The organism is Caballeronia mineralivorans PML1(12) (genome assembly GCF_001028175.1).
GTDB classification, from domain to species: Bacteria; Pseudomonadota; Gammaproteobacteria; order Burkholderiales; family Burkholderiaceae; genus Caballeronia; species Caballeronia mineralivorans.
The window spans coordinates 1-26,910 of sequence record NZ_AEJF01000077.1; the positions used below are offsets into that span (position 1 = coordinate 1).

Below are 26,910 nucleotides of genomic sequence, written 5' to 3' on the forward strand. Positions count from 1 at the left end.
CGCGTTGCGCGGCAGACGCGGCGGCAGCGCGATGGCGGCCGCCGCCGTGAACGCACTGGCAACGGAGACCGAATAAATGAGCGGACGCCTCTATGGCCTCGGTGTCGGTCCGGGCGACCCCGAGTTGATAACGGTGAAGGCGCTGCGCTTGCTAAGCTCGGCGCCGGTTGTCGCTTACTTCGTTGCAAAGGGCAAGAAAGGTAACGCGTTCGGCATTATCCAAGGGCATCTCAAGGAGACCCAGACTCGCATGCCGCTGGTGTATCCCGTGACGACCGAAGCGCTCGAGCCGCCGCTTTGCTACGAGACGATCATCGGCGACTTCTACGATGAATCCGCCATCCGCATCGCGGATCATCTGGAAGCGGGCCGTGACGTGGCCGTGATTTGCGAAGGCGATCCGTTCTTCTATGGCTCGTACATGTATCTGCATGACCGGCTGGCTGAACGCTTTGAAGCGGAAGTCGTGCCGGGCGTGTGTTCCATGCTTGGTGGTGTCGCCGTGCTTGGCGTGCCGCTGGTGTACCGGAACCAGAGCTTGTCGGTGTTATCGGGCGTGTTGCCAGAGGCGGATCTTAAAGAACGTCTCGCCACCGCCGACGCCGCCGTGATCATGAAACTCGGCCGTAACTTCGACAAAGTGCGGCGCATACTGACCGAACTCGGGCTCGACAAACGTGCGCTATATGTCGAGCGGGCAACCATGGCGAACCAGCGCATCGTGCCGCTGGAAGAAGTCGATCCGATGGCCTCGCCCTACTTCTCGCTGCTCGTCGTGCCGGGGGAAAAATGGCAGGCGTGAACGAAGGGACACCCATAGCCATCTTGGTGCTGGGCACGGGGGCGATCGATACCGCCCGCCGCATCCAGGCGCGGTATCCGGGTTCGCTTATTCATGGTCTCGCGAGCCGCGTGCAGGCCGATGTCGCATTCACTGAACTCGGTCCGCATCTACGCGAACTGTACGCACGCAACACGCCGATCGTCGCGTTATGCGCGGCGGGTATCGTGATCCGTTGCCTCGCTTCTGCGCTCGCCGATAAGACCTTCGAGCCTCCTGTGCTGGCCGTTGCCGAAGACGGCAGTGCGGTCGTGCCTTTGCTCGGCGGTCTGGGTGGCGTGAACGTGATGGCGCGAGAAATTGCCGCTGCGCTGGACGTCGTGCCAGCGATCACGACAAGCGGAGAACTACGTTTCGGCACTTGCCTGCTGAACCCGCCAACGGGTTATGTACTCGCCGATATCGAGCAGGGAAAACGCTTCGTGTCCGATCTGCTCGCGGGCGCCACGACGCGCGTTGAAGGTGTTGCGCCGTGGCTCGATCAGGTAGATCTGCCGCGAGCCACCGACGCCCGCCTCGCCATCCGCGTAACGCCGCACACGAGCGATGTTGCTGGCGAGTTGATGATTCATCCACGCTGCGCGGTTGCCTACGTGACAGCATTGTCCTCAGAGGAATCGATTGTCGAACGCGTACGTCATGCGTTGCGTGACCATCGCATTGCACCGATGTCGCTGGCCGCAGTGCTTGCGCCTTTAAGCATGATCGGTTCCGTGCCGCTTGCTGGAGCCTCCCGTGTGCTGGATGCGCCGCTGCGATTTGGAGCCCTTCCTGAAGGCTTCGAAACGTTCGAGCATGAAAACAGCGTTGTGATAGCTATCGCACCACAACCGGTCAATCCTTCAACACTCGGACAGGCACGTGGCACGCTTACCGTGATCGGCCTCGGTCCTGGCAGCGCGGACCTGATGGTGCCGGCAGCAAGACATGCGTTGTCGCTTGCCGACGACGTCCTCGGCTATGAGACCTATGTACGCATGGCCGGTCCGTTCGGACCTCATCAAACCCTTCATTGCACCGACAACCGCGAAGAGATGCAGCGTGCGCGCCATGCGTTCGAACTGGCGAGCACGGGACGCAACGTGGTGGTGGTATCGTCGGGGGACCCCGGCGTGTTTGCGATGGCCGCGGCCGTGCTCGAAGCACTCGATCAAGCCCGGAATAACGCACAGTGGAACGCTGTCGAGTTGTCGGTCGTACCGGGTGTATCCGCGGCGCTCGCGACCGCTGCCCGTGCAGGCGCACCGCTCGGCCACGACTTCTGCATGCTGTCTCTCTCCGACAATCTCAAACCGTGGGCAGTCATCGAAGCGCGCTTGCAGCACGCCGCCCAAGCCGATCTCGTCATGGCGTTTTATAACCCGGTATCACGCGCGCGCCCATGGCAACTTGATCGTGCGCTCGATATCGTGCGCGAACATCGAACCGGTGCAGCCACAGTTGTGCTGGGCCGGAACATCGGCAGGCCAGGTGAAATACTGACCACAACGACGCTTGAGAATCTGCGTTCCGATCAGGTCGATATGCGCACGATGGTGATCGTAGGGTCATCCACCACGCGGTGTTTTCCGCGTAGCGACGGCAACGGCGACTGGGTCTACACACCGCGCTGGTATGAATGAGCTACGCGGAAGTCATGGAAACGGCCGTGCGATAGTCCGCTTGCCATGACTCTGCAAGCTTGATGCACCGACCAAGGCGCACCGCCTCGCTTTCAAAATCGACGATGACAATCTGATCCGCTGCATCGGGACGCAATGGCGTTTCCGGGCTGCGGCCGTCGGTCAGCAACCACAGGAAACGCCGCTGAGAAGGCTGATGCCGCGCAGCTTTGGCAAGCACGTTGGCGCCGGTGCGTACGCCCAACGCAAGCGGCGTGCCTCCGCCACCGCCTATCGGCGCAAGCCAGCGATCGTTCCACCAATGCGCCGCGCCGGGTTCGCGACGCACTTGTGCCGTCGCGCCGCCAAAGCAGACTAGCGCCACCTCCGCTCGTTCGCGATACGCCCGGTCGAACAACGCCACGACCAGACCTTTAGCAAGCGCAAGCCGCTTGCCGCTTAACATCGAGCCTGAGCAATCGAGCACGAAACAATGCAACGCGCCGCTATCGCCTCGCTCGCGATGAAACCTTAGGTGCGTCGCATCAAGAGCCCGATTGCGCTTCGCCAGCAGCGTTTGCAACCAGTCGATGCGCGCGCTCACTTCGCCCTCGCGAGATCGCGTTCTACCCGATGCGGAAGGTTCTAGCCATCGAAGGCGCCCGGGTTCGGCGCGTGCATCCGGCCTTCGATGGCTCAGGATTTTTTTGCGGCGAGCGGCCTCACGTTCTTGACCGTTGCAATGTCGACCGGCTCGGGTGGCATGTAGCCGAAGTTGGCTTCGTCGCTGTCTTGCGGACGTTGCTCTTTGCCGGGTTCAGCGCGTTGATCGTTTGCCGGCGCATGGCCTTCCTTGCGCCGATGCAACAACACCGACTCCGCAACACGTTCGACGTGCTCAACATCAACCGCTGAAGCCTCTTCCAACGCAGCCAGTGCTCGCGCGGCCCGCAGCATCACAAGGTCAGCACGCAAGCCGTCCACGCGCGCCTCGATGCATAGCTCGCTCACGCGTGCATGCACTGCATCGTCGAATTCGAGGTTCGGGAGCATCGCCCTGGCGTGACGAATCCTTTGAGCCAAGGCCTCTTGTTGTCCAGCAAATCGCGAACGAAAAGCTGCGGGTTCCATATCAAATGCGAGACGCGCCTTGACGATCTCGCGACGTTTTTCGGCGTCGAAACAATTCTGCAATTCGACCGCGAGACCGAAGCGATCCAGCAATTGCGGCCTGAGCTCGCCCTCCTCCGGATTCATCGTCCCGATCAGCACGAACCGCGCTTCATGCCGATGCGAAATGCCGTCACGCTCGATCATATTCACGCCGCTACTCGCCACGTCCAGCAACTGATCCACAAGCTGATTGGGCAGCAGATTTACTTCATCGACGTACAACACACCCTGATGCGCCTTCGCGAGCAAGCCCGGTGAAAAACGCACGCCGCCGTCGCGCAACGCAGCTTCAATATCCAGCGTACCGATCAACTGCTCCTCGCTCGCCCCCAGCGGCAAGGTCACGAACTGGTCGTCAGGTAGCAATTCAGCAAGCGCACGCGCGGTCGTCGATTTCGCAGTGCCGCGCGGACCGCTGACCAACACGCCACCCAGCGCAGGATCGACCGCGGCGAGTAAAAGTGCTTGCTGCAAGGGTTCTTGTGCGACCAATGCGGCGAAGGGGAAGATGGTTTCGTTCACGTTCGTTGCCCTTCGAGTTGCTGTTCGGCGTCCAGCAGATGGCGTTCGATCTGGCCTTGATAAGCGCCCGGGTTTTGCCATAAGCCACGCTGCATCGCTTCGGTCAAACGTTCGCAGATGGAATGCAGCGCATGGGGGTTGTGTTGTTGCATGAACTCGCGCGTGTCTGCGTCGTTGACGTATGCATCGGCGACAAGCGCGTACTGATGATCCGATACAACCCGCGCGGTGGCGTCGTAACCGAACAAATAATCTACCGTCGCCGCGAGTTCCGACGCACCCTTGTAACCATGTCGCTTCACGCCGTCGATCCATTTTGGATTGACCACACGCGAGCGGATCACGCGCGAAATTTCTTCCTGCAACGTACGGATACGCGGCGCGGCAGGATTGCTGTGATCGGCGTTATACGCTTGCGGCTGCGTACCGGACAGATGCCGCACGGCTGCCACCATGCCGCCCTGAAACTGGTGATAGTCGTTCGAGTCGAGCAGGTCGTGTTCGCGGTTGTCCTGGTTCTGCACTACCACATCGATAGTCGACAGGCGCGCGCCGAAGGTTTCGCGCGCATCCACACCATCGCCCTTCTGCGAGTACGCATAGCCACCCGAGCTTTGAAAACCGCGCGCGAGATCGGCGTCGGTTTGCCATTGCTTTGCGTCGATCATTTCTTGCAGACCCGCACCGTACGCGCCGGGTTTCGTGCTAAATACGCGCCATCCCGCACGCAAGCGCGCTTCCTTCGCGTCCAGTCCGCGCGCCATGTGTTCGTCGCGTTCGCGCATGATGCGCGCGCGGATCGGGTTGATGTCTTCGGCTTCGTCGTCGAGTTCGGCGACGGCTTGCACGGCGGCGTCGAAGAGATGCATCAGGTTGGCGAAGGCATCGCGGAAAAATCCCGACACACGCAGCGTCACGTCAATGCGCGGGCGATTGAAAATGGTGATCGGCAAGACTTCGAAATCGGTGACGCGATTGCTGCCCGCCGCCCACTTGGGACGCACGCCGATCAATGCCATGGCTTGGGCAATGTCGTCGCCACCAGTGCGCATGGTGGCAGTGCCCCATACGGATAGCCCGATCGCGCGCGGGTAGTCACCGTGCTCCTGGAGATGGCGTTCGATCAGCAGGTTGGCTGACTTCAGGCCGAGCGTCCATGCTGCCCGGGTTGGAATGGCGCGGGTATCGACGGAGTAGAAGTTGCGGCCTGTGGGGAGTACGTCAGGTCTTCCGCGTGAAGGCGAACCACTGGGTCCGGGTGGTACAAAACGCCCATCGAGGCCGCGTTGAAGTTGCTTTAGTTCTTGCGGACCACAAGCGTCGAGCCGCGCAAGCAGGTCGCCATTGAGGCGAGTTAATACCTGCATCGTATGCGGCCCGGCATTGTCGGAAGGTTGATCCAACAAGGACGTCGCAAGCAACTCAAGACGCTCGCGCGTGTCACCGTGATGGCGCCACGGTGCATTGATCACGTTCACGAGTTCAGCCGGACGAGGTCCAATCCAGGGCGCGGTCCAGTCAGAATCGAGAGGATCGAACGCGTCGCCCAGCTTTAAGTCACGAGCCAACGCAGTGAGCACGCTCGCGTTCGCACCTTGCGCATCGCCTGTCGGATAACGGCCGAGCGCGAGCAAGGTATCGCGGCGTTGAACGCCTTGCGGCGACGCGCCGAATACATGCAGGCCATCGCGAATCTGCGCCTCTTTGAGCTCGCATAAATACGCGTCCGCGCGCGTCAGCAATGCATCTTCAGTATCGGAATCACGCGGTTTGTCGAATCCTAGTTCCTCGTGCAGCCGATGCTCGACGATGCTCGCGAGAATCGTTTTTCGCAGCAGCTTGGCGCGGCGAGAATCCACCATCAGCGCTTCGTAGTATTCGTCGACCTGACGCTCCAGGTCCTGCAACGGCCCATAGTTTTCAGCGCGCGTAAGCGGCGGCATCAAATGGTCGATGATGACCGCCTGCGCGCGCCGCTTCGCCTGACTTCCCTCGCCCGGATCGTTGACGATGAACGGGTAAAGATGCGGCATGGCTCCTAGCGTCAGATCCGGCCAGCACGACGCGCTCAACGCAACGCTTTTGCCCGGCAGCCATTCGAGGTTGCCATGCTTGCCGACGTGAACGATTGCATCGACGTTGAAGCGCATGTGCAGCCAGAAGTAGAACGCCAGATACGAGTGCGGCGGCACGAGTTCAGCGTCGTGATAACTCGCGTAGTCGCCGCGTTCACGTGATCGTGCAGGTTGAATACCGACGAACACATGCCCGCAGCGCCAGCCCGCGATCATGAAGCGGCCGCGTCGCACCGTGGGGTCGCTTTCGGGCGGACCCCAGCGAGCATTTAGCTCCTGCTGCACGTGAGATGGCAGCTTGCGAAATGCGTCGAGGTAGTCATCGAGTGCAAGGCTTTGCAGCGCCGGACGCAGGTCGCGCACGAGCGGATCATTCGTCACGCCGGACGTCAGCGCCTGCATCAGCGCGTCGCCACCCGGGGGAATATCATCTACTCGATACCCCTCTTCCGCGAGCATCGAAAGAATGTTGACTACGGACGCCGGTGTGTCGAGACCAACGCCGTTGCCGATACGGCCCTCACTCAACGGATAGTTCGCGAGCACGAGCGCAACGCGTTTGTCAGCGTTGTCGAGCCGTCGCAAGCGACACCAGCGCATGCTCAGTTCGGCAACAAAGCGCACTCGTTCGAGGTCTGGCTGATAACGCACGACATCGACTTGCGTTGCCTTGCATCGATACGCAAGCCCCTTGAAACTGATCGCGCGCGTGATGATGCGGCCATCCACTTCGGGCAGCGCGACATGCATGGCGATGTCGCGCGAATTCAGCCCGTGGTTGTCCTTCAGCCAGTCTTCGCGATTGCCCCCGCTCAGGATGACCTGCAACACCGGCGCGTCGCCTGCGAGTTCAAACGGTACCGGGTCGTCTATGACGCCAGCTGCAAACGAAGTGGTGTTCAATACCAGCGTTACGTCATGATCTGCGCAGAGTTGCTGCACGACTTCGCGGTTCAACGGATCCTTGAGCGAGGCCATCGCGATCGGCAATGGATTGAGTTTTTGTGCTTCGAGGGCATCGATCAACGCATTGAACACATCCGTGTTGCCTGACTGTAAATGGGCGCGGTAAAACAATACGGCGACGACCGGTGCGCCTTGAATCCAGCGCTTTTGCCAGTCGTCTACGGTCGCAATCTGCCGCTCCGGATGATAGATCGAGACTGTTGGCAGCGGACTCGGCGCAAGTGCCTCACGCCCATATCCCAAACCACGAAACGCAATACAGCGAAGAAACTCTTCGGCATTTTGCGCCCCGCCCTCACGCAGATAACGCCAGAGTTGATCGCATAACGCGGGCTCGGCCGAACTCTTTGCTACAAGGTTCGGATCTTCTTGCAGATCTCCGGAGAACATCACGAGCATCTGGCCGTTGCGGCGCGCAAGTGTCGTGATGCTCTCGATTCCGTAAGGCCAGTACGCTTCGCCGCCTAGATGGTCGATGACAATCACGCGTGCATGTTTCAGCACGTCATCGAGATAAAAATCCACCGATGCTGGTTGCCTTAGAAACGCCTGGTTCGCGAGCCGCACCGCCGGAAAATCCGCTTCCAGATGCGGCACGACACTAGCGAGTAGCGACAGCGTCGTATCGGCGGAACTGAGCACGACGATCGGCGCCGGAGTCTGATCGATGCGCATGACGCCCGCAGTATCGTCGACAAAACCACCGGGCGTCGTGCGTAGCAGATGCACGGCTCAGGCCTGCACGGGCGTGTTGGCGAGCGCTGCGACGAGCGCTTGTTGCAAGCGCGGCTGATCGAGGTCCTCACCAATCAGCACGAAACGGCTGCTCCCGCTGGCCGCTTCAGCGGGCGTCCAGCGTCGATCGAAGTAAGTATCGAAACGCTGTCCCACACCCTGCACAACGAGCCGCATTGGCGTGCCAGGCAACGCAGCGAAACCCTTCACGCGATAGATCGTGTTGGCATCGACCAGCGAGCGCAACGCTGCGACCACCGCCTCGCGCGACTCGACCCGCGCCTCCACCACAACCGAATCGAAGTCGTCGTGATGATGATCGACGTGGCCTTCGTCCCCGGCGGAGCCATGATGATCGACACGCAAATGAATCGTGGTTTCCGATGCCGCTTCAAGCCCGAGCAACGCATGCAGATCGAGCTGGCCCATTTGCGCCGGCACGATCTTCACGCCCGCGGGAACCTCGCCGCGAATCAACGCTTCCACCGCACGCTGCTGCGTTTCATCGATCAGATCGGTTTTGTTGAGGATCACCAGATCGGCCGACGCCAGTTGATCCTCGAACAACTCGTGCAGCGGCGATTCGTGATCGAGGTTTGGATCGGCACGACGTTGTGCATCGACGGCTTGCGGGTTCGCCGCGAACTGGCCACTTGCCGCGGCCGGACCATCGACCACGGTCACGACAGCATCCACCGTGAATGCGTTCTTGATGGACGGCCAGTTGAACGCTTGCACGAGCGGCTTGGGCAAGGCCAGCCCGGACGTCTCGATCAGCACGTGATCGATCTGCTCACGCCGCTCGACGAGTTGCTCCATTACCGGATAAAACTCTTCCTGCACGGTGCAGCAAAGACAGCCGTTCGACAATTCATAGAGATTCGGTTGGTCCGTGACGCTTTCGTCCTCGCAACCGATGTTGCAACCCTTGAGAATCTCGCCATCGATACCCAGTTCGCCGAACTCGTTCACGATCACGGCGATACGCAGCCCTTTCGCGTTTTGCAGGATGTGCCGCATCAGCGTGGTCTTGCCGCTGCCGAGGAAACCCGTTACGACCGTGACCGGGATTTTGCGCGTTTGCATCCGTTGCTCCGTTTTATCGATTGGCTGCTTGCTGCCGGAATGCGTTTGCCTTTAGTGACCTTAGTAACGCCCGGGCGAACAATAGATGCCGCTCGCGGCGTCGCGATACAGGACTGCAATCCGGAAAAGCACGATGAAAAGTGTCGATCGTATGCCGCATCCCCGCGACATCGTTCGCTTCAGGTGTTGATTCGTTCCGGCCGGTATCCGGGCTGACGAAAATGCCGCTTCACCTTCCCGCATGACATAGGCATGCAGTGGTCTTTTGAAGCCGGCTTTACCGCGCGAGGTAGGGGAAAACTGGGTAAAACCACGCCACGCGATTTTCGCTTGACCGTTGCGGGGGCAGCGCAGGTTGGCACGGCCGAGGATCCGGCAACGCTTCCTGCTTCCCGTTTAACTGCGCGCAGCAGACACCGCGCGCGAGCACCAGAAAACCGCCGCCAAGTCTAGGCTGCTGGTGGGTTAGCGTCAAGGTTTGGGCGGCCTGTAAAAGGGGCTTTCACGGACGCCGGCAGACAAGAGGCTCCGCCTATGCGAACCGGAAAAACCTTCGCCGTTGGTGGAATTCAGCCTGTAAAACCCCAGCGCAAGCAGCACCCGCTGTGCTATCTTTGGCCAGCGTCTGGTGCTCACGCGCGCTTTTCCCGCGCGCGTAGTTAAACGGGAAACAGGATGCACAAGCGCCTTTTTTCACACGCTTGTGCCGACAAAGACCTGTGCTGTCCCCGCAACGGTACGCGACCCGTGCCCGCTTCGACTCCCTCTCATTCGAACCGGGTGCCCATTTCCTCCACGGCCACTGCTCCCACGAGCGGGAAGGCGAGCGGAATGCGGTCGCCAAGCCCGGATACCGGCCAGTCGCCAAGTGGCACGCTCTAAAAGCGCGCTGGACGCCACATCCGCGAGGGACGGATGAAGGACGTAATGCTTATATCGTCTTACATGAATTCAATTTTTCAGCGTTTGCGCTGGGCCGCCTCCGTGCTTCTAGCCCCCGCGCACGGAGCGCATCCGTGAGCGCGCCCGCCCGCGTCTGGCTCATAGGCGCCGGCCCCGGAGACGTCGAACTGATGACGCTCAAAGCCGTGCGCGCTTTGTCGGAAGCCGATGTCGTGCTCGTCGACGACCTCGTGAATCCCGACGTGCTGAAGTTCGCCCGCGCCAACGCAGTCATTCAATACGTCGGCAAGCGCGGCGGGCATCCTTCCACGCCGCAAGCGGTGATCATCGAAGAAATGCTGGCCCATGTGCGCGCCGGCCGCGTGGTTGCGCGGCTGAAAGGCGGGGACCCATTCGTGTTCGGGCGCGGCGGCGAAGAGGTCCAGGCGCTGCACGCAGCCGGCGTGCAAGTGGACGTGGTCGGCGGCATCACGGCGGGCATTGCCGCGCCGGCCGCCGTGGGCATTCCGGTCACGCATCGCGATCACACCATGGGCGTCGTGTTTGTCACCGGCCACGGCGCCAGCCGCGAATCGGGTGCGCTCGAGCCTGACTGGCGCGCGCTCGTCGCGACGAAGATGACGCTTGTCGTGTACATGGGCGTGCGGCGGCTCGCCGATATCACCAATGCACTGGTCGATGCCGGGCTCGATCCCGAGACCCCTTGCGCCGCGATAGAACGTGCTACTCGCCCCGATCAACGGCATCTGCGTGCGCCGCTCAGGCACCTCGCGCAAGCGGTGGAACACGCGGGAATCGGTGCGCCGACTATTGTCGTGATCGGCTCGGTAGCCGGGCTGGGCATTGCCAGTCCGCTGGATTACGTCGCTCAGCAACCGTGAACACATGGGTCATCGGCATAGGCTGCCGGCGCGGAGTGAGCGTCGAACAGATTCATGCAGCGGTGTTCGCGGCATTGGGTGCACGACCGTTTGCGAACGTCCGCGCACTGGCATCGATCGATAGCAAGAAGGACGAAACCGCGCTGATCGAATTTGCTGCTCGTCACGGTTTGCCGCTGCAATTTTTTTCGAAGCAACACATCGCGCAGATCGAGACCAGCGCGTCGGAACGGCTACAAAAGCTTATTGGCATCGATGGCGTTTGCGAACCTTGCGCGCTGCTGGCATCGCGTGACGGACGAATCATAGTGCCGAAAATGGTGGCCGATGGCGTGACCGTCGCTATCGCTGAAGACAACCCGAAACAACAGACTGACAACCAGAGAACGCGATGAAAACGGACGAAGAAGCGCATCTGCGCATGACACAGCGACGCAAGGAAGGCCACGAAAAAAAGCAGGCCGCCGCTGCGCGCGAGAAGGGTCTTTTGATCGTCAATACCGGTACGGGCAAGGGTAAAACAACGGCGGCATTCGGCATGGCCGTACGCGTGCTCGGACACGGCATGCGGCTCGGCGTGGTGCAGTTCATCAAGGGCGCGCTGCATACATCGGAGCGCGATTTCCTCGGCGCAATCGCAAACTGCGATTTCATCACCATGGGCGACGGCTATACATGGGACACGCAGAATCGCGATGCCGACATCGCAACGGCTCGCAAAGGTTGGGACGCGGCACGCAAGATGATTGAAAGCGGCGAGTATCAGATGGTCGTGCTCGATGAGCTCTGCACGGTGCTCAAATACGAATATCTACCGCTCGACGAAGTGCTCGCAGTGCTCAACGCGCGGCCTGAAATGCTGCACGTGGTCGTGACAGGCCGTCATGCACCCGAAGCGCTGATCGAGGCCGCCGATCTCGTGACCGAGATGCGTCCGATCAAGCATCCGTATCGCGAGCAAGGGGTGAAGGCGCAACGCGGCGTCGAGTTCTGACGTGCGCGCCTGCCCCGCTTTGTTCATCAGCGCGCCCGCGTCGAACCAGGGTAAAACCACGGTCACCGCCGGGCTCGCGCGCTATCACGCGCGGCTCGGCCGGCGCGTGCGTGTCTTCAAGACGGGCCCCGACTTTCTCGATCCGATGATCCTGGAGCGCGCATCCGGTGCTCCGGTGTACTCGCTGCATCTGTGGATGGTCGGCGAAAGCGGCTGCCGCGCGTTGCTCGCGGAAGCGGCGCAGACAGCCGATCTGATCCTGATCGAAGGCGTGATGGGTCTCTTCGACGGCACGCCCAGCAGCGCCGATCTCGCGACCACGTTTGGCGTGCCGGTGCTGGTCGTGATTGGCGCACATGGGATGGCGCAGACGTTCGGTGCGATGGCGTTCGGGCTCGCGCGATATCGTTCTGATCTCCCGTTTCATGGCGTGCTTGCCAATCGCGTGGCATCGGCACGGCATGCGCAAATGCTGGGCGAAGCGATCCCCGAAGGGATTCGATATTGCGGTCATCTGTCGAGCGCCGACGACATCGCGTTACCCGGCCGGCATCTGGGTCTGACGCAAGCGGCCGAGGTGGCGGATCTTGATGCACGGCTGGATCGTGCTGCGGATGCTATCGGCGAGACGACGTTGCGAGAGCTCCCACCAGCAGTTGTATTCAATCACGAAGCCCGCGAGCAGCCGCCACGTCTGCTGGAAGGCATGCACATTGCCATCGCCCGCGACGCTGCGTTTTCGTTCATCTATCCCGCCAATCTCGATCTGCTCACCGCGCTGGGCGCGACACTTTCAAGCTTCTCGCCCCTCGCCGATGAACCTGTTCCGGCCAACGCCGATGCACTCTATCTGCCCGGCGGTTATCCCGAACTGCACGCTGCCCGGCTCGCCACCAACGCAGCTAGCGCGGCCTCTATTCACGCACACGTTGAAGCGGGAAAACCGGTGGTCGCGGAATGCGGCGGCATGCTGTATCTTCTCGACTCGCTGACGGACATCGACGGTTCGCAGCACGCCATGCTCGCCCTTCTGTCCGGCCACGCGAAGATGCAAAAACGCCTCGCACGGCTCGCGATGCAGCGTGTTGAAAGCCGTCACGGCATCAGCACCGGCCACACCTTCCACTACTCGTCGATGACAACCGGCATGTCTCCCGTACTCACCGCGACGCATGCCACCACGGGCGTGGAAGGCGAAGCGATCTACCGTCATGGTCCGATCACCGCTACCTACATGCACACTTACTGGCCGACGAATTCGGCGGCCGCCGCCGCCCTCTTTCGCGGCGAACCGCTATGACAATGCCTATGGAAATGGAATTACCGCTTGAACTGACATTCACCATCGAACGCGCCAGGCAGCTTCAACCCGTGGGGTCGCCTTGCACGGACGTATGCCGGCTCGACAAGATCACGGGTCATTGCGAGGGTTGCTTCAGAAGCCGCGAGGAAATCAAGGCCTGGAAGACGATGCCCGATACGGACAAACTCGCTCTCTTCGACACCCTTCTTGCACGCAAGGCTGCGGCATAAAAAAGGGCGGCTCATGGGCCCCCCTGGGCCGCCCCTCTTTCACGCAACAACTCGTTCAGGCCGGAGCCACGCGCCGCGCCGGCACTCGCTCCATTGCGCGTTGTGCGAGGACACCGAAGAGCAGGCTGAGCATGGTCCAGATCACCGCCTGAATACCGATCGCCGCAACGCGGAAATTCCACAGCACCGTCGCTGAAAACAGCTTGGGCACTTCATCGACGGGCGGCAGCGCGAAGTACGCCAGCGCCATCAGCACGATATAAACGGCCACGGCGATCAGCGCAGCGTTCCAGCTACCGTGCGACGCCTGCATACGACGCTGCAGCCGGACGGCAAACACGGCCACCACGAGCGAGATCGCGACCATGCCGAAAAACAATGCGGTACGTGCGCCGATGGTCTCAGGATTGCCCACGGACGGTGGATTCGGAGGGTACTTGAGGAACGGCACGATGGCGATAGTCACGAAGCCGAACAGGCCAAGCAACGCCGACGTGCCGCGTGCGCGCAAAGCGCCGAGCCGCCCATACGAGAAGGCGAATACGAGCGAGAACAGGCCGCCCAACGCTGTGCCGAACACCGAGACGCCGGTCAGCAAACCCAGTCCCGCTTGTGTGCCGCGACTGACTAGTTCGACGTCATCGCCGTGATCGTGCGCATGTCCCGCCGCTGCGTCAGCTTGTTCGCGCGCTTGCTCCTGCTGCGATTCGAACGCAATCGCGCGATCCACCGATGGCTCGCCAAAGGTTTTAGCAAAGCAGAAGCCGAGCAGGCCCGCAACGAGTCCCGCGATCATGCCGCGTATCAAAAGATTTCGGATCATGGACGGCCTCAGTGGCAGGGGAAGCCGAGCAGATGGCGACCGTCGTGGACAAACTCGTGGATATACATACCCTGGAAGATCGAGGTCGCGCCTTGTTCGGCACCGACGAAATAAATCGCGATCAGCAAAAGCAGGCCGATAAACACAGCCCAGGGCAACACTTCACGCACCGGAATGGGTACCGGTGCATCAAATGCGGGATTATTGCCAGACAGATTGGCGGATACGGCAGGATGATTCATGAACGACTCCAAGGGAAAACGCGTCCCGTAAGACTTAGGAAAGGTTGCAGCGGGGGTCTGACTTGCAGATGCCAATTGAATTTTCCTCAATCGACAACCGCTCACAGTGGCGCGACCGTGCCGGACTCTCACCGGCTTCCTCGCGCTGCAAGTTTGTCATTCTATGATGTGACAGCGGAAAGTAAAGCGATGCCTTAAATAGAGCGCCATGAAAACCGAACTTATTTTGCTATGCCACGCGGCCACTCACGCAATGAAGAGCGGCCTCTTCCCGAGTGCCGACGATGCCATCGACGAGCTTGAGCAAGCTCGACTTCCGAAACTCGCTTCGATGTTTCAACCCGATAGCGTCATTACCAGCGCGGCAAGCGCGGCTGTACAAACCGGACGAACGTTCGGAATCGAAGCGAGTGTGGACACGTCATGGAACGACCTGGATTATGGTCTTTGGCAAGGCCGCTCGATCCGCGAGATTCACGATGAAGACGCGGCTGGGTTGGGCGCATGGCTTTCCGAACCGGGAAGCGCCGCGCATGACGGCGAGAGCCTGGAGGCCCTGCAAACAAGGGTTGTCGGCGCGCTGGAGCGCCATCGTGAAGCTGGCGTCACGTTGGCCGTGACGCATGCAATCGTGGTCAAGACAGTGCTGGCCACCGTGCTGGACGCACCGCTCACAGCAATCTATCGCATGGACCTGGAGCCGCTTTCGGCCGTCGCGCTGACCCGCTCAGGCGACGCATGGCGCCTGCGATGCAAGTCTTCCCTATGACAAAAACACGTCGTTCTTACCGGATGCTGGAAAAAACGAGCTGATGGTGCGAACGTCCTTGGCCGCTAACTTCAGTCAGGCTTTCGCACCGCGTGCCATGCGCTGAAGCGTCGAAAAATCGATCGCGCCTGCGCAAATCCTGATCGCTTCTTTCAGCGTACGGGGACGTCCCGCCGCAAAGTGCGCTTCAAGAATAGCGATGGCGCGAAGCCGTTCGTCGTTGCCAAGCGTCTCGCCGGTCGCCAGTTCAAGCACCGATATAAAGTACGTCGCTGGAGGCGTCGCGCTTGGGGAAGCGGTGGGTGTCGCTGCGGGAATCGCGTCTGACCATGCCTGTTTTGCGATGGTCGCTACATCGGATTGGGCGCGCCAACCCGCTTCTCTCAGTTCAAATTCGTTTCGACTAGTCATCAATCAAGCCCTGAAATAATCCTCGGATCACGTTTAGCTTAGTAGCAAGGACTATTCCAGCTCGAATATCCGAGCGCTTGTTCAGTTGCCCCCGAGAATTGTTCGCACGACCCTGCACGCCGCCAGATCCCATGCCGCGCATCCGACACTCTTGAACATGATCGGCCGCGTAAGTCCTGAATCAGCGATCGAACCGCTCAAGGCACTGGCGAGCGGCCGCACTTCATTCCAGTCGATACCCGCCTGGATCAGATCCCCGGCCTCATGCCGCGCCCCGGCCAGATCGTCGACAAAAACATCGCTTGCCAGCACCGTCGATGCCGCGATCTCAGCAGCGTCGGGAGTGAACGCGCCCACGCCGATCACGAGCCGGCCCTCGATGGGCGGCAACGTATAGACCGGCGTTTTGCTCGTGGTCGTCGCGATGACTACGTTGATCGAAGCGGGAATGTCAGAGTCCTTCAGTGCACTCAGTTTCGCCGATAACCCCGCATGCTCGGCACAAAACGCCTCGGCGCGTTCGACTCGCGAGCCTTGCACAATGATTTTCGCGGCCGGATACAGTGCATTCAGCGCCTCGACGTGATGCACGGCCTGCTTGCCCGTGCCGATGACCAATACGGCCTCAGGCTCGCGTCCAAGCAGCGCCTGGATGCCGATCATGGTGACCGCGGCCGTGCGGCGGCCGGTTACCGTGGGACCGTCCAGCATGAACAGCGGCACGCCGGTTGCGGCATCGAAAGCGGTGACCTGGCCATGAATGGTCGGCAGTCCGAGCGCGCCGTTCTTCGGACACACGTTGACGAGTTTGTGCATGGCGAGGTCGTCGGCAGCGGCTGGCATCGAGAGCATCACGGCGCCGTCGCGAAGCGGCACCACCATGCGCTCAGGGCTCGTGATGCGGCCGGCGGCGTAGTCGAGCATGGTGGCCTTCAGGGTATCGACGAGGCGATCGAAGGGCAGCAGGCGCGTGGTATCGGTGGCGTCGAAACGTGGGAGCGAAGAAGAAAGCGTAGCGGTATCGGTCATGACGGTCGCAAAGAGAATGCCGTTGGCAAGCGGGTGCAAGCGGGCATTCTAAAGGCAAACAAAACCGCGCCGACTCTATCAGCAGCAATGGCCGCGTTCGCATGACCGCTCTACCGCCCTTGCCGCCTTATGCCGTAACATTCCTGAAATTATCGGGCCGGATAATCGATAATTTGCAGAATGGCCGGATTTTGCGGATTTTGTATTTCCTGCCGGGACGAGTCAACACGGTCAACACGCCAAACCAAACGGAGCTTGCCATGATTTCGCAGGACAAACAGCGCCGCTTCGAAGAAGACCTGATCGACAGCTACGACGAAGAACTGGAGATGGAAGTCGACGATCGTATCCTCGACGGCGACAGTGCGTTTTCCGCCGAAGCGCGGGAACAGCGCAAAATTTACTTTCGCGAACTGTTCCGTCTTCAGGGTGAACTCGTCAAGCTGCAGGACTGGGTCGTCGCGAGCGGCCACCGGCTGGTTGTGATTTTCGAAGGGCGCGACGCCGCTGGCAAGGGTGGTGCGATCAAGCGCATCACGCAGCGGCTGAATCCGCGCGTTTGCCGGGTCGCCGCATTGCCCGCGCCGAACAATCGCGAACGCACGCAGTGGTATTTCCAGCGTTACGTGTCGCATCTGCCGGCGGGCGGCGAGATCGTGCTGTTCGACCGCAGCTGGTACAACCGCGCGGGCGTGGAACGTGTGATGAATTTCTGTACCGATGCCGAGTACGAAGAGTTCTTCCGCTCAGTGCCGGAATTCGAAAAGATGCTGGTGCGCAGCGGCGTTCAGATCCTGAAGTACTGGTTCTCGATCACCGACGACGAGCAGGAAGTCCGCTTTCAGGCGCGTATTCAAGATCCGCTGAAGCAGTGGAAGCTCAGTCCGATGGATCTGGAAAGCCGTCGTCGCTGGGAGGCCTATACGCACGCGAAGGAAGTGATGCTGGCCCGCTCGCACATTCCCGAGGCGCCGTGGTGGGTCGTGCAGGCCGTGGACAAGAAACGTGCGCGGCTCAATTGCATTCACCATCTGCTGAGCCAGGTGCCGTATCACGAGATCGAGCACCCCACGATCGAATTGCCCGACCGCGTTTATAACGACGATTATCTGCGGCAGCCCGTGCCCGAAAGCATCATCGTGCCGGAAGTGTATTGATTGATGAGGGTGTTAGCAGTGGCAGGTCTCGTCATGCATGGCATGGACCTGCAGCGGTTGAGCATCGCCACGATCGTGGCGATGCCTGAATACCGCTTGAAACATGTATTGCGAACCCTTCATGACCACGACGAACGTCACTTGCATCAGGTTGAAATCGAGCGTCACCATCAGGCGCATCAAGACCAACAGCGGTAGTACGACGGCGGGTCGGTAGAGTTGTCGTTCGATTAAAGCTTTCATGACGGCTCCCGTATCCATAGTTTTATTCTACGGACCGGGAGCCCCCGGATAAACCCTCTGTAATCGAAGACACTTGTCGCGCGTTTTGAACAATCGCGCTTTCCACAGCGCTTTTAGTGCTTACCGCGAGGCTATGTTCGCATCCGCCGCGGGTGCGGCAGGCGCCGCCGGCAAATCTCCCCAACCGCCGCCGAGTGCGCGGATCAAATTCACCGCCGACGTCGCCTGCACGCCCGCGAGTTGCACGGCTGTGCGTTGCGACTGCAGCACGGTACGCTCGGCATCGATCACGCTGAGATAGTTGACCGCTCCCTCCGTGTACTGCGAACGGGAAAGCTGCGCTGCCCGGTTCGACGCACTCACCGCTTCTGCTTGCGTGCGCGTCTGATCATGAAGGATGCGCAGGTCGGACAGGTTGTCCTCGACTTCCTGGAACGCCACGAGCACCTGCTGCCGATAGTTCGCGACATCCTCTTCATAGATCGCCCGCGCGTTCGCGAGATTGCCCTTGCGCCGGCCACCATCGAAGATCGGCATGGAGAGCGCCGTGCCCGCAAACGGCCCGAGCAAGAACGTGCGGCTCGACCAGTTGAAGAGATCGCCGAGTGTCGCCGATTCGAATCCGCCCGAGCCCGTTATGTTGAGCGACGGGAAAAACGCCGACTTCGCCACGCCAATCCGCGAGTTCGCCGCTGCCATTGCGCGCTCGGCCGCCGCGATATCCGGACGACGTTCGAGCAGCGAAGACGGCAAGCCCGGCGGAATGTTGATATCGACAGGATTCAGCGGGTTGGCCGCCATCGAAAACTGCGACGCGGACTTGCCGAGCAACACCGCGAGGCTATGTTCGGACGCGGCGCGCAAACGCTGCACCGTCATGGCGTCGGACTTCGCCGTGGCGAGTTCAGACTTGGCCTGAGCCACGTCCAGCTCGCTGATCTCGCCCTCGTTGAAGCGGTTCTGCACAAGCTTCAGGGCCTGCTCGCGCAGCACCACGGTACGTGTATAGACGTCACTTTCGGAATCGAGCTCACGCAGGTTGAAGTAGTTCTGCGCCACGTCCGCCTGCAACGCGAGTTGCACGGACCGGAACAACGCTTCGCTTTGCTCCGTGTCGGCGTTCGCGGCCTTCACTGAGTCCGACACGCGGCCGAACAGATCCACTTCATACGATGCGCTCGCCTGCGCACGCCACAAGGTCTGCGACGGTACGCTTGCGTTGGCCGGCAGGAACTGCGACGCCGGTGAGAGCCTCTCGCGCGTCGGACCAAAGCCCGCATCGAGCGTTGGGAACAACGCGGCCCGTGCCGTCTGGTTGATCGCGCGCGATTCCTTCACGCGTGCCGCCGCAGCCTTGAGGTTCTGGTTCGCCTCGAGCGCCTGATGTTCCAGGTCGTTGAGCGTAGCGTCGTTGAAGACGGTCCACCATTCGCCACGCAAGACCTGCTCCGACGGTTGCGCCGTCTTCCACGTGCCCTGCTCGGACGGCGACAGTGCCGTTTCCTGAGGTGCTTCCTTGAAGGCTGCCGGTGCGCTCACATCGGGCTTCGCGTAGGTCGGCGCAAGCGAGCAGCCCGCGACGACCAGCAACGACCCGAGTAACGCCGACAATCCCAGCCACCGCTTGATATTCAACGTTTTCATTTCAATCTCTCTCATACTTCAAGCGAAGCATTGACACCGCGCATGTGCGGATTGTGGCCATGCTTGTCGACGAGATGTTCGCCGCCAGCTAGCTTTCTCAGCAGCACATAAAAGACCGGTGTAAGCATCAGCCCGAACAGCGTCACGCCGAGCATGCCGAAGAACACCGCGACGCCCATCGCATGGCGCATTTCCGAACCTGCGCCCGACGACACCACAAGCGGCACCACGCCCATGATGAAAGCGATCGACGTCATCAAAATCGGCCGCAGACGCAAACGGCTCGCTTCAATGGCCGCCTCCACGATCGAACGCCCCTGCATTTCCAGCTCACGCGCAAATTCCACGATCAGGATGGCGTTCTTCGCCGACAAGCCCACCAGCACCATCAAGCCGATCTGCGTGAAGATGTTGTTGTCGCCCTTTGTAAGCCACACGCCAAGCAATGCCGAGAGAATGCTCATGGGCACGATCATGATCACGGCGAGCGGCAACGTCAGGCTTTCATACAGTGCAGCCAGCACGAGGAACACGAGCAGCACGCTGATCGGGAACACCCACATGGCTGCATTGCCCGCGAGGATCTGCTGATACGTCAGGTCGGTCCATTCAAACTTGATGCCGCGCGGCAGCGTTTCAGCCGCAATGCGTTCCACCGCAGCCTGCGCCTGGCCCGACGAATAACCCGGAGCCGGACCACCGTTGATATCGGCGGAGGTGTAGCCGTTGTAGCGAACGACCATCTCAGGACCATAGGTCGGCGTCACCTTGACGAGCGACGACAGCGGCACCATCTCGCCGTTCGCGTTGCGCGTCTTGAGCAGACCGATATCGTCCGAGTTCGAGCGGAACGGCGCATCCGCCTGCACTCGCACCTGGTACACACGGCCGAAGCGGTTGAAGTCGTTCACATACAGCGAGCCGAGATACACCTGCATCGTGCTGAACACATCCGTCACGGAGACGCCCAATTGCTTCGCCTTCACCCGGTCCAGATCCACGTTCAGTTGCGGCACGTTGATCTGGTAGCTGGAGAACGTCGGTCCCAGTTCAGGCGTCTGCGATGCACGCTTGATAAACGCCTGCGTTGCGTCGCTCAGTGCGGTGTAACCCAGTGCGCCACGATCCTCGAGTTGCAACTTGAAGCCGCCCAGCGTACCCAGTCCAAGCACCGGCGGCGGCGGGAACACGGCAATGAACGAGCCCTTGATCGCCGCATATTTCTGGTTCAATGCACCCGCAATCGCACCGGCCGAGAGCGCCTTGCCCTTGCGTTCGTCAAACGGCTTGAGCGTCACGAACACAATGCCCGCGCTCGACGAATTGGTGAAACCGTTCACCGACAAGCCCGGAAATTCCACCGCGCTCTGCACACCCGGCGTCTTTCTCGCGATGTCCGTCATCTGGCGAATCACCGCCTCGGTACGATCAAGCGACGCGCCGTTGGGCAACTGCGCGAAGCTGATGAGGTACTCCTTGTCCTGCGCCGGCACGAAGCCACCCGGCACGACCTTGCCCATCAGGACCGCGCCGGCCAGCAGCACGACATAAACGCCCATCATCAGCGCCTTGCGGTTGACCACGCCGGTCACACCCTTGCCGTACTTCTCCGAACCGCGCTTGAACACCTTGTTGAACTGGCGGAAGAAACCGCCGAACACACGGTCCATGCCGCGCGTGAGCCAGTCCTTCGGTTCGTCGTGGCCCTTCAATAGCATCGCTGCCAACGCCGGCGACAAGGTCAGCGAATTGAATGCCGAGATCACCGTCGAGATGGCGATGGTCATCGCGAACTGCTTGTAGAACTGACCCGTCAAGCCGGACATGAACGCGAGCGGCACGAACACGGCGGTCAGCGTCAGCGCGATAGCGACAATCGGCCCGCTCACTTCGCGCATGGCCTGATAGGTCGCCTCCCGTGCCGATAACCCCGACTCAATGTTCCGTTCGACGTTCTCCACCACCACGATTGCATCGTCCACCACGATCCCGATCGCGAGCACCATCCCGAACAATGACAACGCGTTGATCGAGAAGCCGAAAGCAAGCAGCAGCGAGAATGTGCCGATGATCGACACCGGCACCGCCAACAGCGGAATGATCGACGCGCGCCACGTTTGCAGGAACACGATCACCACCAGCACGACCAGCGCAATCGCCTCGATCAGCGTATGAACCACCGCATCGATACTCGAGCGCACGAACTGCGTCGGGTCGTAGACGATTTGATAATCCACGCCCGCCGGCATGTCCGCCTTCAGTTCCTTCATCGTCTGGCGGACCTGGTCGGAGATCTGCAGCGAGTTCGCACCCGGTTGCTGGTTGATCGCCATCGCAACCGCCGACTTGTTGTCGAGCAGCGAACGCAAGCCATATTCCGACGCAGCCAGTTCAACCCGTGCCACGTCATGCAGATGCGTGACCGCGCCATCGGGCGAGGTCTTCAGCACGATGTCCCGGAACTCCGCCTCGGTCTGCAAGCGTCCTTGCGCATTCACGTTCAGTTGCAGCGGCACATTCGACAACGTCGGCGATGCACCGATCACACCGGCTGCCACCTGTACGTTCTGCTCGCGGATGGCATTGACCACATCGGTCGCCGTCATGCCGCGCTGCGCGACCTTTTGCGGATCGAGCCAGATGCGCATGGAGTAATCGCCCGAACCCCAGAGCTGAACCTGCCCCACGCCCTGGATCCGCTCGAGCCGGTCCTTCACGTTGATCAGCGCGTAGTTGCGCAGATACGTCATGTCGTAGCGGTCATTCGGCGAGTTCAGGTGAACCACCATGGTGAGCGTCGGCGACGACTTGATGGTCGTCACACCGAGCCGCGTCACGTCTTCAGGCAGACGCGGCAAGGCCTGCGACACGCGGTTCTGCACGAGTTGCTGTGCCTTGTCCGGGTCCGTGCCAAGCTTGAACGTCACCGTGATGTTCAGGTTGCCGTCGCTGTTAGCTTGCGACTGCATGTACAGCATGTCTTCCACGCCGTTGATCTGCTCTTCCAGAGGCGACGCCACCGTTTCAGCGATCACCTTCGGATTCGCACCCGGATATTGGGCATGGACGACCACGGACGGCGGCACGACTTCCGGATATTCGGAGATCGGCAGCTTGAACATGGCGATAATGCCCGCCAGCAGGATGAGCACCGATAGCACGCCTGCGAAGATCGGGCGGTCGATGAAGAATTTAGATATGTTCATGACGGTTTCTTTATCTGCATGAGAGGCTGCGCGCGCCTAGGCGGTGACGGGTCTGTCCTGTCAGGAACGAACCCGTCACGTACTTCGCACACGAGGAGCCGCTGTTAAGCGTCTTATAAAGCGCGTCTTATGAAGCGTCTTTGGTGGCCGGCGACGCACTCGCCATTGCTACGGAATTGGCCTTCACGACATCGTTCGGACGCACGCGCTGCAGGCCGTTCACCACGATCCGTTCGCCCGGCTGCAAGCCCTTCACGATCACGCGCAGGCCGTCGCTCAATGTGCCGAGCGTGACTTCTCGGTACTGCGCGCGGTTGTCGTGATCGACCACCATCACGAACTTCTTGTCCTGGTCGGTTCCGATCGCGGCGTCGTCGATCAGCACGGCCGGATGCGGCGTGCCGCCGCCCACCTTGATGCGTGCGTAGAGACCCGGCACCAGCGAAGCGTCGGCGTTATCGAAACGTGCCCGCACGCGGATCGTGCCGGAGCCCGTGTCGAGCTGGTTATCGACGGATGCGACCTTGCCTTCGCGCGAGAAACCATCCTCGTTCGCGAGACCGAGCGAGACCGGAACGCTTGCACGCGAGTCACGGCTCAGATAACGCAGGTACGTTTGCTCGTCGACATCGAACGATGCGTAGATCGGCGACACCGACACCAGCGTAGTCAACAACGGTGCGCTGGAACCCGTCGACACGATGTTGCCCACTGTCATCTCGGCACGCGACACACGGCCCGACACCGGCGCCACGATCTGCGTGTACGTCAGGTTGATCTTCGCCGTCTCGAGCGCCGCTTGCGCCGCCTTCAGGTTCGCAGCCGCTTCATGCGCCGAGTTCTGCTTCTCGTCGTAGTCGCGCTTGGCGATGGCGTTGTCCGCCAGCAAACGTTCCGCACGCGCAGCATCGGTCGATGTATAACCGTTGCGCGCCTGGGCCGCCGCGAGTTGCGCCGCGGCTTGATCGACTGCCGCCACATACGGCCGCGGATCGATCGTGAAGAGCGGATCGCCCTTCTTCACCAGCGCGCCGTCGGCGAAATGCACCGCGACGATGGTCCCTGGCACGAGCGGACGGATCTCGACTTTGTCGACGGCCTCAAGGCGCCCCGAATAGTTCTGGTAGTCGGTAATGGTCTTCGAGACCACCGTGGCGACATCCACTTCCATGGCGGGTGCCGCCGGCTTGATGGCGGCCTCGGCGCCGTTCACCGGCAGATCGCCGCGGCCGAAACCATGCATGGCAGTGAATGTTCCGATGCCTGCGACGACCAGCGTGGCGCCCAGCGCGACGATAAGACGTTTGCGAGTGATGGACATGCGTTGCTCCGATTAGTCGTTGAGATTGTTTGAATTTTTAATGTGTCGCGAGTGGCGCAAGCGCCCGCGCGCGAAGCCGTTTCTTGAAGAACGCGACGACGTCGGCGAGTGCGGCCGGGTCCGCTGCCAGCGCGTTATGCGATGCATTGACATGCCGCGTGACTTCCGTCGGCACACCGGCAGCGATCAGCTCGCCCGCGTATTTCTCTGCCTCGATATGCAGCAGGTCATGCTGGGCGCTCGCAATCAGCGCTGGCGGCAAACCCGCAAGGCGCCGCGATTCAAGCGGCGCTGCATACGGATGAAGCCGTTGCGAAGCATTCGGCAGGTACGCGCGATAACACTGTGCGCACTCCGCCATGCAGATGTCCGGCGAGCGCACCTTATTCTCGTCGGCCATGCGCGTCATGCTTGGATCGAGCAGCGGCGCGAGCAGCGCTTGCGCCAGGATCGCAATGTCCCCGCGATCCCGTGCAATAGCCGCAAGACAGGTGGCGAGATTGCCGCCTGCATCGTGCCCCGCTACACCAATCCGGTTCGCGTCTGCCCGTTGCGCACGAGCGTTCGCTATCGCCCATTGCGCCGCCCGATAGCCATCTTCAGGCGCTGCGGGAAACGGGAAGGCCGGCGCCAGCGAGTAGCCCACCGAGACGACCCACGCCGCGGTGTCCCGGGCGATCGTGGCCGCGGCAATGTCGGCGTCATCCAGCGTGCCGCGCACAAAACCGCCGCCATGAAAATAGAGCACGACCGGCAGGATGCTGCCGTCCGAGGCGGGGCGATAACTGCGCAAGGTTATGGGTTGCGCATGTCCCGCGATTCGAACATCCTCTATGCAGAGGCCCAGATCCAGCGTCGATGCCATGGTTATTTTCAGCGCGTCCGCGCCATCCCACCCGAGTTGCGATGGAACGAATTCTGGGGGCAACGACATTTGAAATAAATGCCTATAATCCGGCAACACAATTCGGTCGCACCGAACAATCGCGATCGAAACTGCCCATTCCTGTCTGAGCGGCATCCTTATTCCGGACGCTGCAAAGCATTGACGGTGAGAGAAAAATGGACCGGCTACAAGCTATGCAGGTGTTTACAAGAGTCGTCGACACCAACAGTTTTTCACGCGCGGCAGACACCCTGGACATGCCCCGCGCCTCGGTGACAACGATCATTCAAAACCTCGAAGCGTTCCTCAACGTGCGTCTCCTGCAACGCACGACACGACGCCTGAACCTCACGCCGGACGGCGCTGCGTACTACGAGCGCTGCGTGCGGATTCTCGCGGACATCGAGGAAACCGAGAGTTCGTTCGCCAATACCGGCAAAGGCCCGCGCGGTAAATTGCGGATCGATATGCCGGGGTCGATCGGGCGCATGATCGTCATGCCCCAGCTTTGTGAATTCCACTCGCGTTACCCGGACATCGAATTGATGATCGGTTTCGGCGACAAACCGGTCGACCTGATTCAGGAAGGGGTGGATTGTGTCATTCGCGTCGGGACCTTGCAGGATTCGAGTCTGGTGGCGCGGCGGATCGGCGTGTTCCAGGGCCTGACCGCGGCGAGTCCCGATTATCTCGAGCTTCATGGCGTACCGCATACCATCGAGGATTTGCAGCAGCACACGGCCGTGAATTATTTTTCCAGCCGCACCGGCCGCGTGATGGATATGGATTTTGTGGTCGATGGGAAATCCATCGAAGTGAAAATGCGCGGGGCCATTGCGGTGAATGACGCCGAGGCTTATCTGGCGTGTGGCGTTAAAGGGGTTGGGCTCGTCCAGATCGCGCGGTTCATGGCCCTTCCGCATTTGCGGGCCGGCGAACTGGTCGAGGTACTGCCGCAGTGGAAACCTCTTCCCATGCCCATTTCAGTCGTTTATCCGCATAACCGGCATTTGTCGCCCAAGGTGCGGGTGTTTGTCGACTGGGCCGCTGAGTTGTTTGAACGGTGTCCGCTGCTTTCCGGGCAGGAGGACGCCGAGCAGCGTTGCCTGCCGACTGCCACGCCGAAGTCCTCGGCCGTTAAACACGGGACGCCGGATGTTGCCGGCACCGCTGAGGTCGTGGTTTAGTTTTTGAGTTGAGTCTCCTCCAAGCCTTTTTAGGCCCGTTCGACCCTCTTGCGGGTATGGGCTTAAGTCCCTTTGACCAATACTGGTTTCATCGCAAAAGCCCTTGCCATAAGGGCTTTTGCGATTATTCGCCTAGCGCGATTAATGAATTCGCGCAATAGTCATTTATCCCCAGTCCTTGCTTGACTACATTGCCCCTGTCGCAGCGCGGCCCGTTGCTTAGTTGTTTGGCTAACTAAGTCCCTCGCCCTCACTGCCCCGCTATCAGTCCGATTGCATCGACTCCGTTCAATGCTTTCGCATGAATCGACAGGAGCAACACGCATGAAAACCGTTATCGCAACACTCTCGCTTTCGGCTATTTCGGCCGTCGTCTCCACGACCGCATTCGCCGACGGCGGCATCGGTCACGCAGGCACGTATCAAACAGTGACGACCTCCGAAAGCACCATGACACGTGCACAAGTGCGTGCCGAACTGGCCGCAGCCTATGCAAACGGCACGCTACCCGCGTTGAATCGCAACACGTATCCAGACCGCAGCATGGCCGGCATTGCCGTAGCAGCCCAACATGAACAACGCGCCCGCGAAGAGGAGGTTGCAGAACAACGCAACCGCGCAGTGGTGGAGTTCGCGAACGGCTCGGTGACTCAAAGCGGCAAGGCCAACGTTCAATAAGGCA

24 protein-coding genes, 1 pseudogene and 3 riboswitches are annotated in these 26,910 nt (G+C 60.8%); of the genes and pseudogenes, 12 read left to right on the top strand and 13 right to left on the bottom strand.

Translation table 11 applies throughout. The annotated features are described in order from the left end of the window. The 3 genes from EOS_RS46190 to cobJ form a co-directional block, all read left to right on the top strand. Positions 1-76, top strand: a 76-nt coding sequence (locus EOS_RS46190; protein ID WP_200908633.1) for a precorrin-8X methylmutase, incomplete at its 5' end; no start/stop codon positions are given. Beyond that, entirely contained in the window at positions 77-802 is a 726-nt protein-coding gene (locus tag EOS_RS11280; RefSeq protein WP_047846723.1) for a precorrin-2 C(20)-methyltransferase, read from the top strand. Further along, positions 790-2,463 carry a precorrin-3B C(17)-methyltransferase gene (cobJ, locus tag EOS_RS11285; RefSeq protein WP_047846724.1) on the top strand — a complete coding sequence of 558 codons (1,674 nt, stop codon included), beginning with the start codon at positions 790-792 and terminating at the stop codon, positions 2,461-2,463. The genes EOS_RS11280 and cobJ overlap by 13 nt, the downstream gene beginning before the upstream one ends. Before the next feature lies 1 nt (position 2,464). Here cobJ and EOS_RS11290 read toward each other — a convergent pair whose 3' ends face one another. From EOS_RS11290 to cobW, 4 genes are all read right to left on the bottom strand, one after another. Then, positions 2,465-3,046 (bottom strand): vWA domain-containing protein, encoded by a 582-nt coding sequence (locus tag EOS_RS11290; RefSeq protein WP_235442781.1) that lies wholly within the window; start codon positions 3,044-3,046, stop codon positions 2,465-2,467. A 92-nt stretch (positions 3,047-3,138) separates the two neighbouring features. Next, positions 3,139-4,218, bottom strand: a complete 1,080-nt coding sequence (locus EOS_RS11295) for an ATP-binding protein (RefSeq protein ID WP_082163311.1) — start codon at positions 4,216-4,218, stop codon at positions 3,139-3,141. After that, entirely contained in the window at positions 4,134-7,907 is a 3,774-nt protein-coding gene (cobN, locus tag EOS_RS11300) for a cobaltochelatase subunit CobN (RefSeq protein ID WP_047846726.1), read from the bottom strand. Before cobN ends, EOS_RS11295 begins: the two co-directional genes overlap by 85 nt. 3 nt (positions 7,908-7,910) lie before the next feature. Further along, on the bottom strand, positions 7,911-8,999 hold the full coding sequence (gene cobW, locus EOS_RS11305) for a cobalamin biosynthesis protein CobW (protein WP_047846727.1): 1,089 nt from the start codon (positions 8,997-8,999) through the stop codon (positions 7,911-7,913). Between the two features lie 181 nt (positions 9,000-9,180). Next, positions 9,181-9,448: riboswitch (cobalamin riboswitch) on the bottom strand. A gap of 160 nt (positions 9,449-9,608) precedes the next feature. Further along, a riboswitch (cobalamin riboswitch) is annotated at positions 9,609-9,875 on the top strand. A 197-nt stretch (positions 9,876-10,072) separates the two neighbouring features. Here cobW and cobA point away from each other — a divergent pair. The 5 genes from cobA to EOS_RS11330 are packed head-to-tail and all read left to right on the top strand — an operon-like array spanning position 10,073 to position 13,310. Beyond that, positions 10,073-10,783: a uroporphyrinogen-III C-methyltransferase gene (gene cobA, locus EOS_RS11310; protein WP_047846755.1), complete on the top strand. Its 711-nt coding sequence runs from the start codon at positions 10,073-10,075 to the stop codon at positions 10,781-10,783. Next, positions 10,780-11,178 carry a cobalamin biosynthesis protein gene (locus EOS_RS11315; RefSeq protein WP_047846728.1) on the top strand — a complete coding sequence of 133 codons (399 nt, stop codon included), beginning with the start codon at positions 10,780-10,782 and terminating at the stop codon, positions 11,176-11,178. Before cobA ends, EOS_RS11315 begins: the two co-directional genes overlap by 4 nt. Then, entirely contained in the window at positions 11,175-11,777 is a 603-nt protein-coding gene (cobO, locus tag EOS_RS11320; protein ID WP_047846729.1) for a cob(I)yrinic acid a,c-diamide adenosyltransferase, read from the top strand. Before EOS_RS11315 ends, cobO begins: the two co-directional genes overlap by 4 nt. Position 11,778: 1 nt before the next feature. Further along, positions 11,779-13,077 carry a cobyrinate a,c-diamide synthase gene (locus EOS_RS11325; RefSeq protein WP_047846730.1) on the top strand — a complete coding sequence of 433 codons (1,299 nt, stop codon included), beginning with the start codon at positions 11,779-11,781 and terminating at the stop codon, positions 13,075-13,077. Next, positions 13,074-13,310 carry a DUF1289 domain-containing protein gene (locus EOS_RS11330; protein ID WP_082163312.1) on the top strand — a complete coding sequence of 79 codons (237 nt, stop codon included), beginning with the start codon at positions 13,074-13,076 and terminating at the stop codon, positions 13,308-13,310. Before EOS_RS11325 ends, EOS_RS11330 begins: the two co-directional genes overlap by 4 nt. Positions 13,311-13,365: 55 nt before the next feature. Here the strand turns inward: EOS_RS11330 and EOS_RS11335 are convergent, their stop codons facing one another. Both EOS_RS11335 and EOS_RS11340 read right to left on the bottom strand, forming a co-directional pair. Beyond that, on the bottom strand, positions 13,366-14,133 hold the full coding sequence (locus EOS_RS11335; RefSeq protein WP_047846731.1) for a CbtA family protein: 768 nt from the start codon (positions 14,131-14,133) through the stop codon (positions 13,366-13,368). An 8-nt stretch (positions 14,134-14,141) separates the two neighbouring features. Then, positions 14,142-14,375 carry a CbtB domain-containing protein gene (locus tag EOS_RS11340; RefSeq protein ID WP_047846732.1) on the bottom strand — a complete coding sequence of 78 codons (234 nt, stop codon included), beginning with the start codon at positions 14,373-14,375 and terminating at the stop codon, positions 14,142-14,144. Between the two features lie 31 nt (positions 14,376-14,406). Beyond that, positions 14,407-14,540, bottom strand: a riboswitch (cobalamin riboswitch). 43 nt (positions 14,541-14,583) lie between these two features. On the opposite strand from EOS_RS11340, the gene EOS_RS11345 reads away from it, so the two are divergent. After that, on the top strand, positions 14,584-15,144 hold the full coding sequence (locus EOS_RS11345) for a histidine phosphatase family protein (RefSeq protein WP_047846733.1): 561 nt from the start codon (positions 14,584-14,586) through the stop codon (positions 15,142-15,144). A gap of 75 nt (positions 15,145-15,219) precedes the next feature. Here the strand turns inward: EOS_RS11345 and EOS_RS11350 are convergent, their stop codons facing one another. Continuing rightward, positions 15,220-15,555 (bottom strand): hypothetical protein, encoded by a 336-nt coding sequence (locus EOS_RS11350; protein WP_235442782.1) that lies wholly within the window; start codon positions 15,553-15,555, stop codon positions 15,220-15,222. 81 nt (positions 15,556-15,636) lie between these two features. Then, positions 15,637-16,584: a bifunctional Delta(1)-pyrroline-2-carboxylate/Delta(1)-piperideine-2-carboxylate reductase gene (gene lhpI, locus EOS_RS11355; RefSeq protein WP_047846734.1), complete on the bottom strand. Its 948-nt coding sequence runs from the start codon at positions 16,582-16,584 to the stop codon at positions 15,637-15,639. Between the two features lie 260 nt (positions 16,585-16,844). On the opposite strand from lhpI, the gene ppk2 reads away from it, so the two are divergent. Next, on the top strand, positions 16,845-17,741 hold the full coding sequence (ppk2, locus tag EOS_RS11360; RefSeq protein WP_047846735.1) for a polyphosphate kinase 2: 897 nt from the start codon (positions 16,845-16,847) through the stop codon (positions 17,739-17,741). Between the two features lie 12 nt (positions 17,742-17,753). Here ppk2 and EOS_RS11365 read toward each other — a convergent pair whose 3' ends face one another. From EOS_RS11365 to EOS_RS11385, 5 genes are all read right to left on the bottom strand, one after another. Next, positions 17,754-17,984 (bottom strand): hypothetical protein, encoded by a 231-nt coding sequence (locus EOS_RS11365; protein WP_047846736.1) that lies wholly within the window; start codon positions 17,982-17,984, stop codon positions 17,754-17,756. 120 nt (positions 17,985-18,104) lie between these two features. Further along, positions 18,105-19,628, bottom strand: coding sequence for an efflux transporter outer membrane subunit (locus EOS_RS11370; protein ID WP_047846737.1), 1,524 nt, complete (start codon positions 19,626-19,628; stop codon positions 18,105-18,107). Positions 19,629-19,639: 11 nt separating this feature from the next. Continuing rightward, positions 19,640-22,834, bottom strand: coding sequence for an efflux RND transporter permease subunit (locus EOS_RS11375; protein WP_047846738.1), 3,195 nt, complete (start codon positions 22,832-22,834; stop codon positions 19,640-19,642). A gap of 127 nt (positions 22,835-22,961) precedes the next feature. Continuing rightward, the gene (locus EOS_RS11380) at positions 22,962-24,155 is read right to left on the bottom strand and encodes an efflux RND transporter periplasmic adaptor subunit (RefSeq protein ID WP_047846739.1); all 1,194 of its coding nucleotides are present in this window, start codon (positions 24,153-24,155) and stop codon (positions 22,962-22,964) included. A gap of 37 nt (positions 24,156-24,192) precedes the next feature. Next, on the bottom strand, positions 24,193-25,020 hold the full coding sequence (locus EOS_RS11385) for an alpha/beta hydrolase fold domain-containing protein (RefSeq protein WP_047846758.1): 828 nt from the start codon (positions 25,018-25,020) through the stop codon (positions 24,193-24,195). Between the two features lie 197 nt (positions 25,021-25,217). Between EOS_RS11385 and EOS_RS11390 the strand changes: the two are divergent. Continuing rightward, a pseudogene (locus tag EOS_RS11390) lies at positions 25,218-26,147 on the top strand (LysR family transcriptional regulator); the annotation flags it as partial. A gap of 405 nt (positions 26,148-26,552) precedes the next feature. Then, entirely contained in the window at positions 26,553-26,906 is a 354-nt protein-coding gene (locus EOS_RS11395) for a DUF4148 domain-containing protein (RefSeq protein WP_047846741.1), read from the top strand. The last annotated feature ends 4 nt before the right edge of the window (positions 26,907-26,910 follow it).

Excerpts from the sequence above, each read along its gene's own strand:
- cobW (WP_047846727.1), bottom strand. The coding sequence starts at position 8,999 with ATGCAAACGCGCAAAATCCCGGTCACGGTCGTAACGGGTTTCCTCGGC.
- lhpI (WP_047846734.1), bottom strand. The coding sequence starts at position 16,584 with ATGACCGATACCGCTACGCTTTCTTCTTCGCTCCCACGTTTCGACGCC.
- EOS_RS11330 (WP_082163312.1), top strand. The coding sequence starts at position 13,074 with ATGACAATGCCTATGGAAATGGAATTACCGCTTGAACTGACATTCACC.
- EOS_RS11375 (WP_047846738.1), bottom strand. The coding sequence starts at position 22,834 with ATGAACATATCTAAATTCTTCATCGACCGCCCGATCTTCGCAGGCGTG.
- cobJ (WP_047846724.1), top strand. The coding sequence starts at position 790 with ATGGCAGGCGTGAACGAAGGGACACCCATAGCCATCTTGGTGCTGGGC.
- EOS_RS11365 (WP_047846736.1), bottom strand. The coding sequence starts at position 17,984 with ATGAAAGCTTTAATCGAACGACAACTCTACCGACCCGCCGTCGTACTA.
- EOS_RS11280 (WP_047846723.1), top strand. The coding sequence starts at position 77 with ATGAGCGGACGCCTCTATGGCCTCGGTGTCGGTCCGGGCGACCCCGAG.
- cobA (WP_047846755.1), top strand. The coding sequence starts at position 10,073 with ATGACGCTCAAAGCCGTGCGCGCTTTGTCGGAAGCCGATGTCGTGCTC.
- EOS_RS11370 (WP_047846737.1), bottom strand. The coding sequence starts at position 19,628 with ATGAAAACGTTGAATATCAAGCGGTGGCTGGGATTGTCGGCGTTACTC.
- EOS_RS11395 (WP_047846741.1), top strand. The coding sequence starts at position 26,553 with ATGAAAACCGTTATCGCAACACTCTCGCTTTCGGCTATTTCGGCCGTC.
- EOS_RS11385 (WP_047846758.1), bottom strand. The coding sequence starts at position 25,020 with ATGGCATCGACGCTGGATCTGGGCCTCTGCATAGAGGATGTTCGAATC.
- ppk2 (WP_047846735.1), top strand. The coding sequence starts at position 16,845 with ATGATTTCGCAGGACAAACAGCGCCGCTTCGAAGAAGACCTGATCGAC.
- EOS_RS11340 (WP_047846732.1), bottom strand. The coding sequence starts at position 14,375 with ATGAATCATCCTGCCGTATCCGCCAATCTGTCTGGCAATAATCCCGCA.
- cobO (WP_047846729.1), top strand. The coding sequence starts at position 11,175 with ATGAAAACGGACGAAGAAGCGCATCTGCGCATGACACAGCGACGCAAG.
- EOS_RS11380 (WP_047846739.1), bottom strand. The coding sequence starts at position 24,155 with ATGTCCATCACTCGCAAACGTCTTATCGTCGCGCTGGGCGCCACGCTG.
- EOS_RS11350 (WP_235442782.1), bottom strand. The coding sequence starts at position 15,555 with ATGACTAGTCGAAACGAATTTGAACTGAGAGAAGCGGGTTGGCGCGCC.
- EOS_RS11335 (WP_047846731.1), bottom strand. The coding sequence starts at position 14,133 with ATGATCCGAAATCTTTTGATACGCGGCATGATCGCGGGACTCGTTGCG.
- EOS_RS11345 (WP_047846733.1), top strand. The coding sequence starts at position 14,584 with ATGAAAACCGAACTTATTTTGCTATGCCACGCGGCCACTCACGCAATG.
- EOS_RS11295 (WP_082163311.1), bottom strand. The coding sequence starts at position 4,218 with ATGGCAAAACCCGGGCGCTTATCAAGGCCAGATCGAACGCCATCTGCT.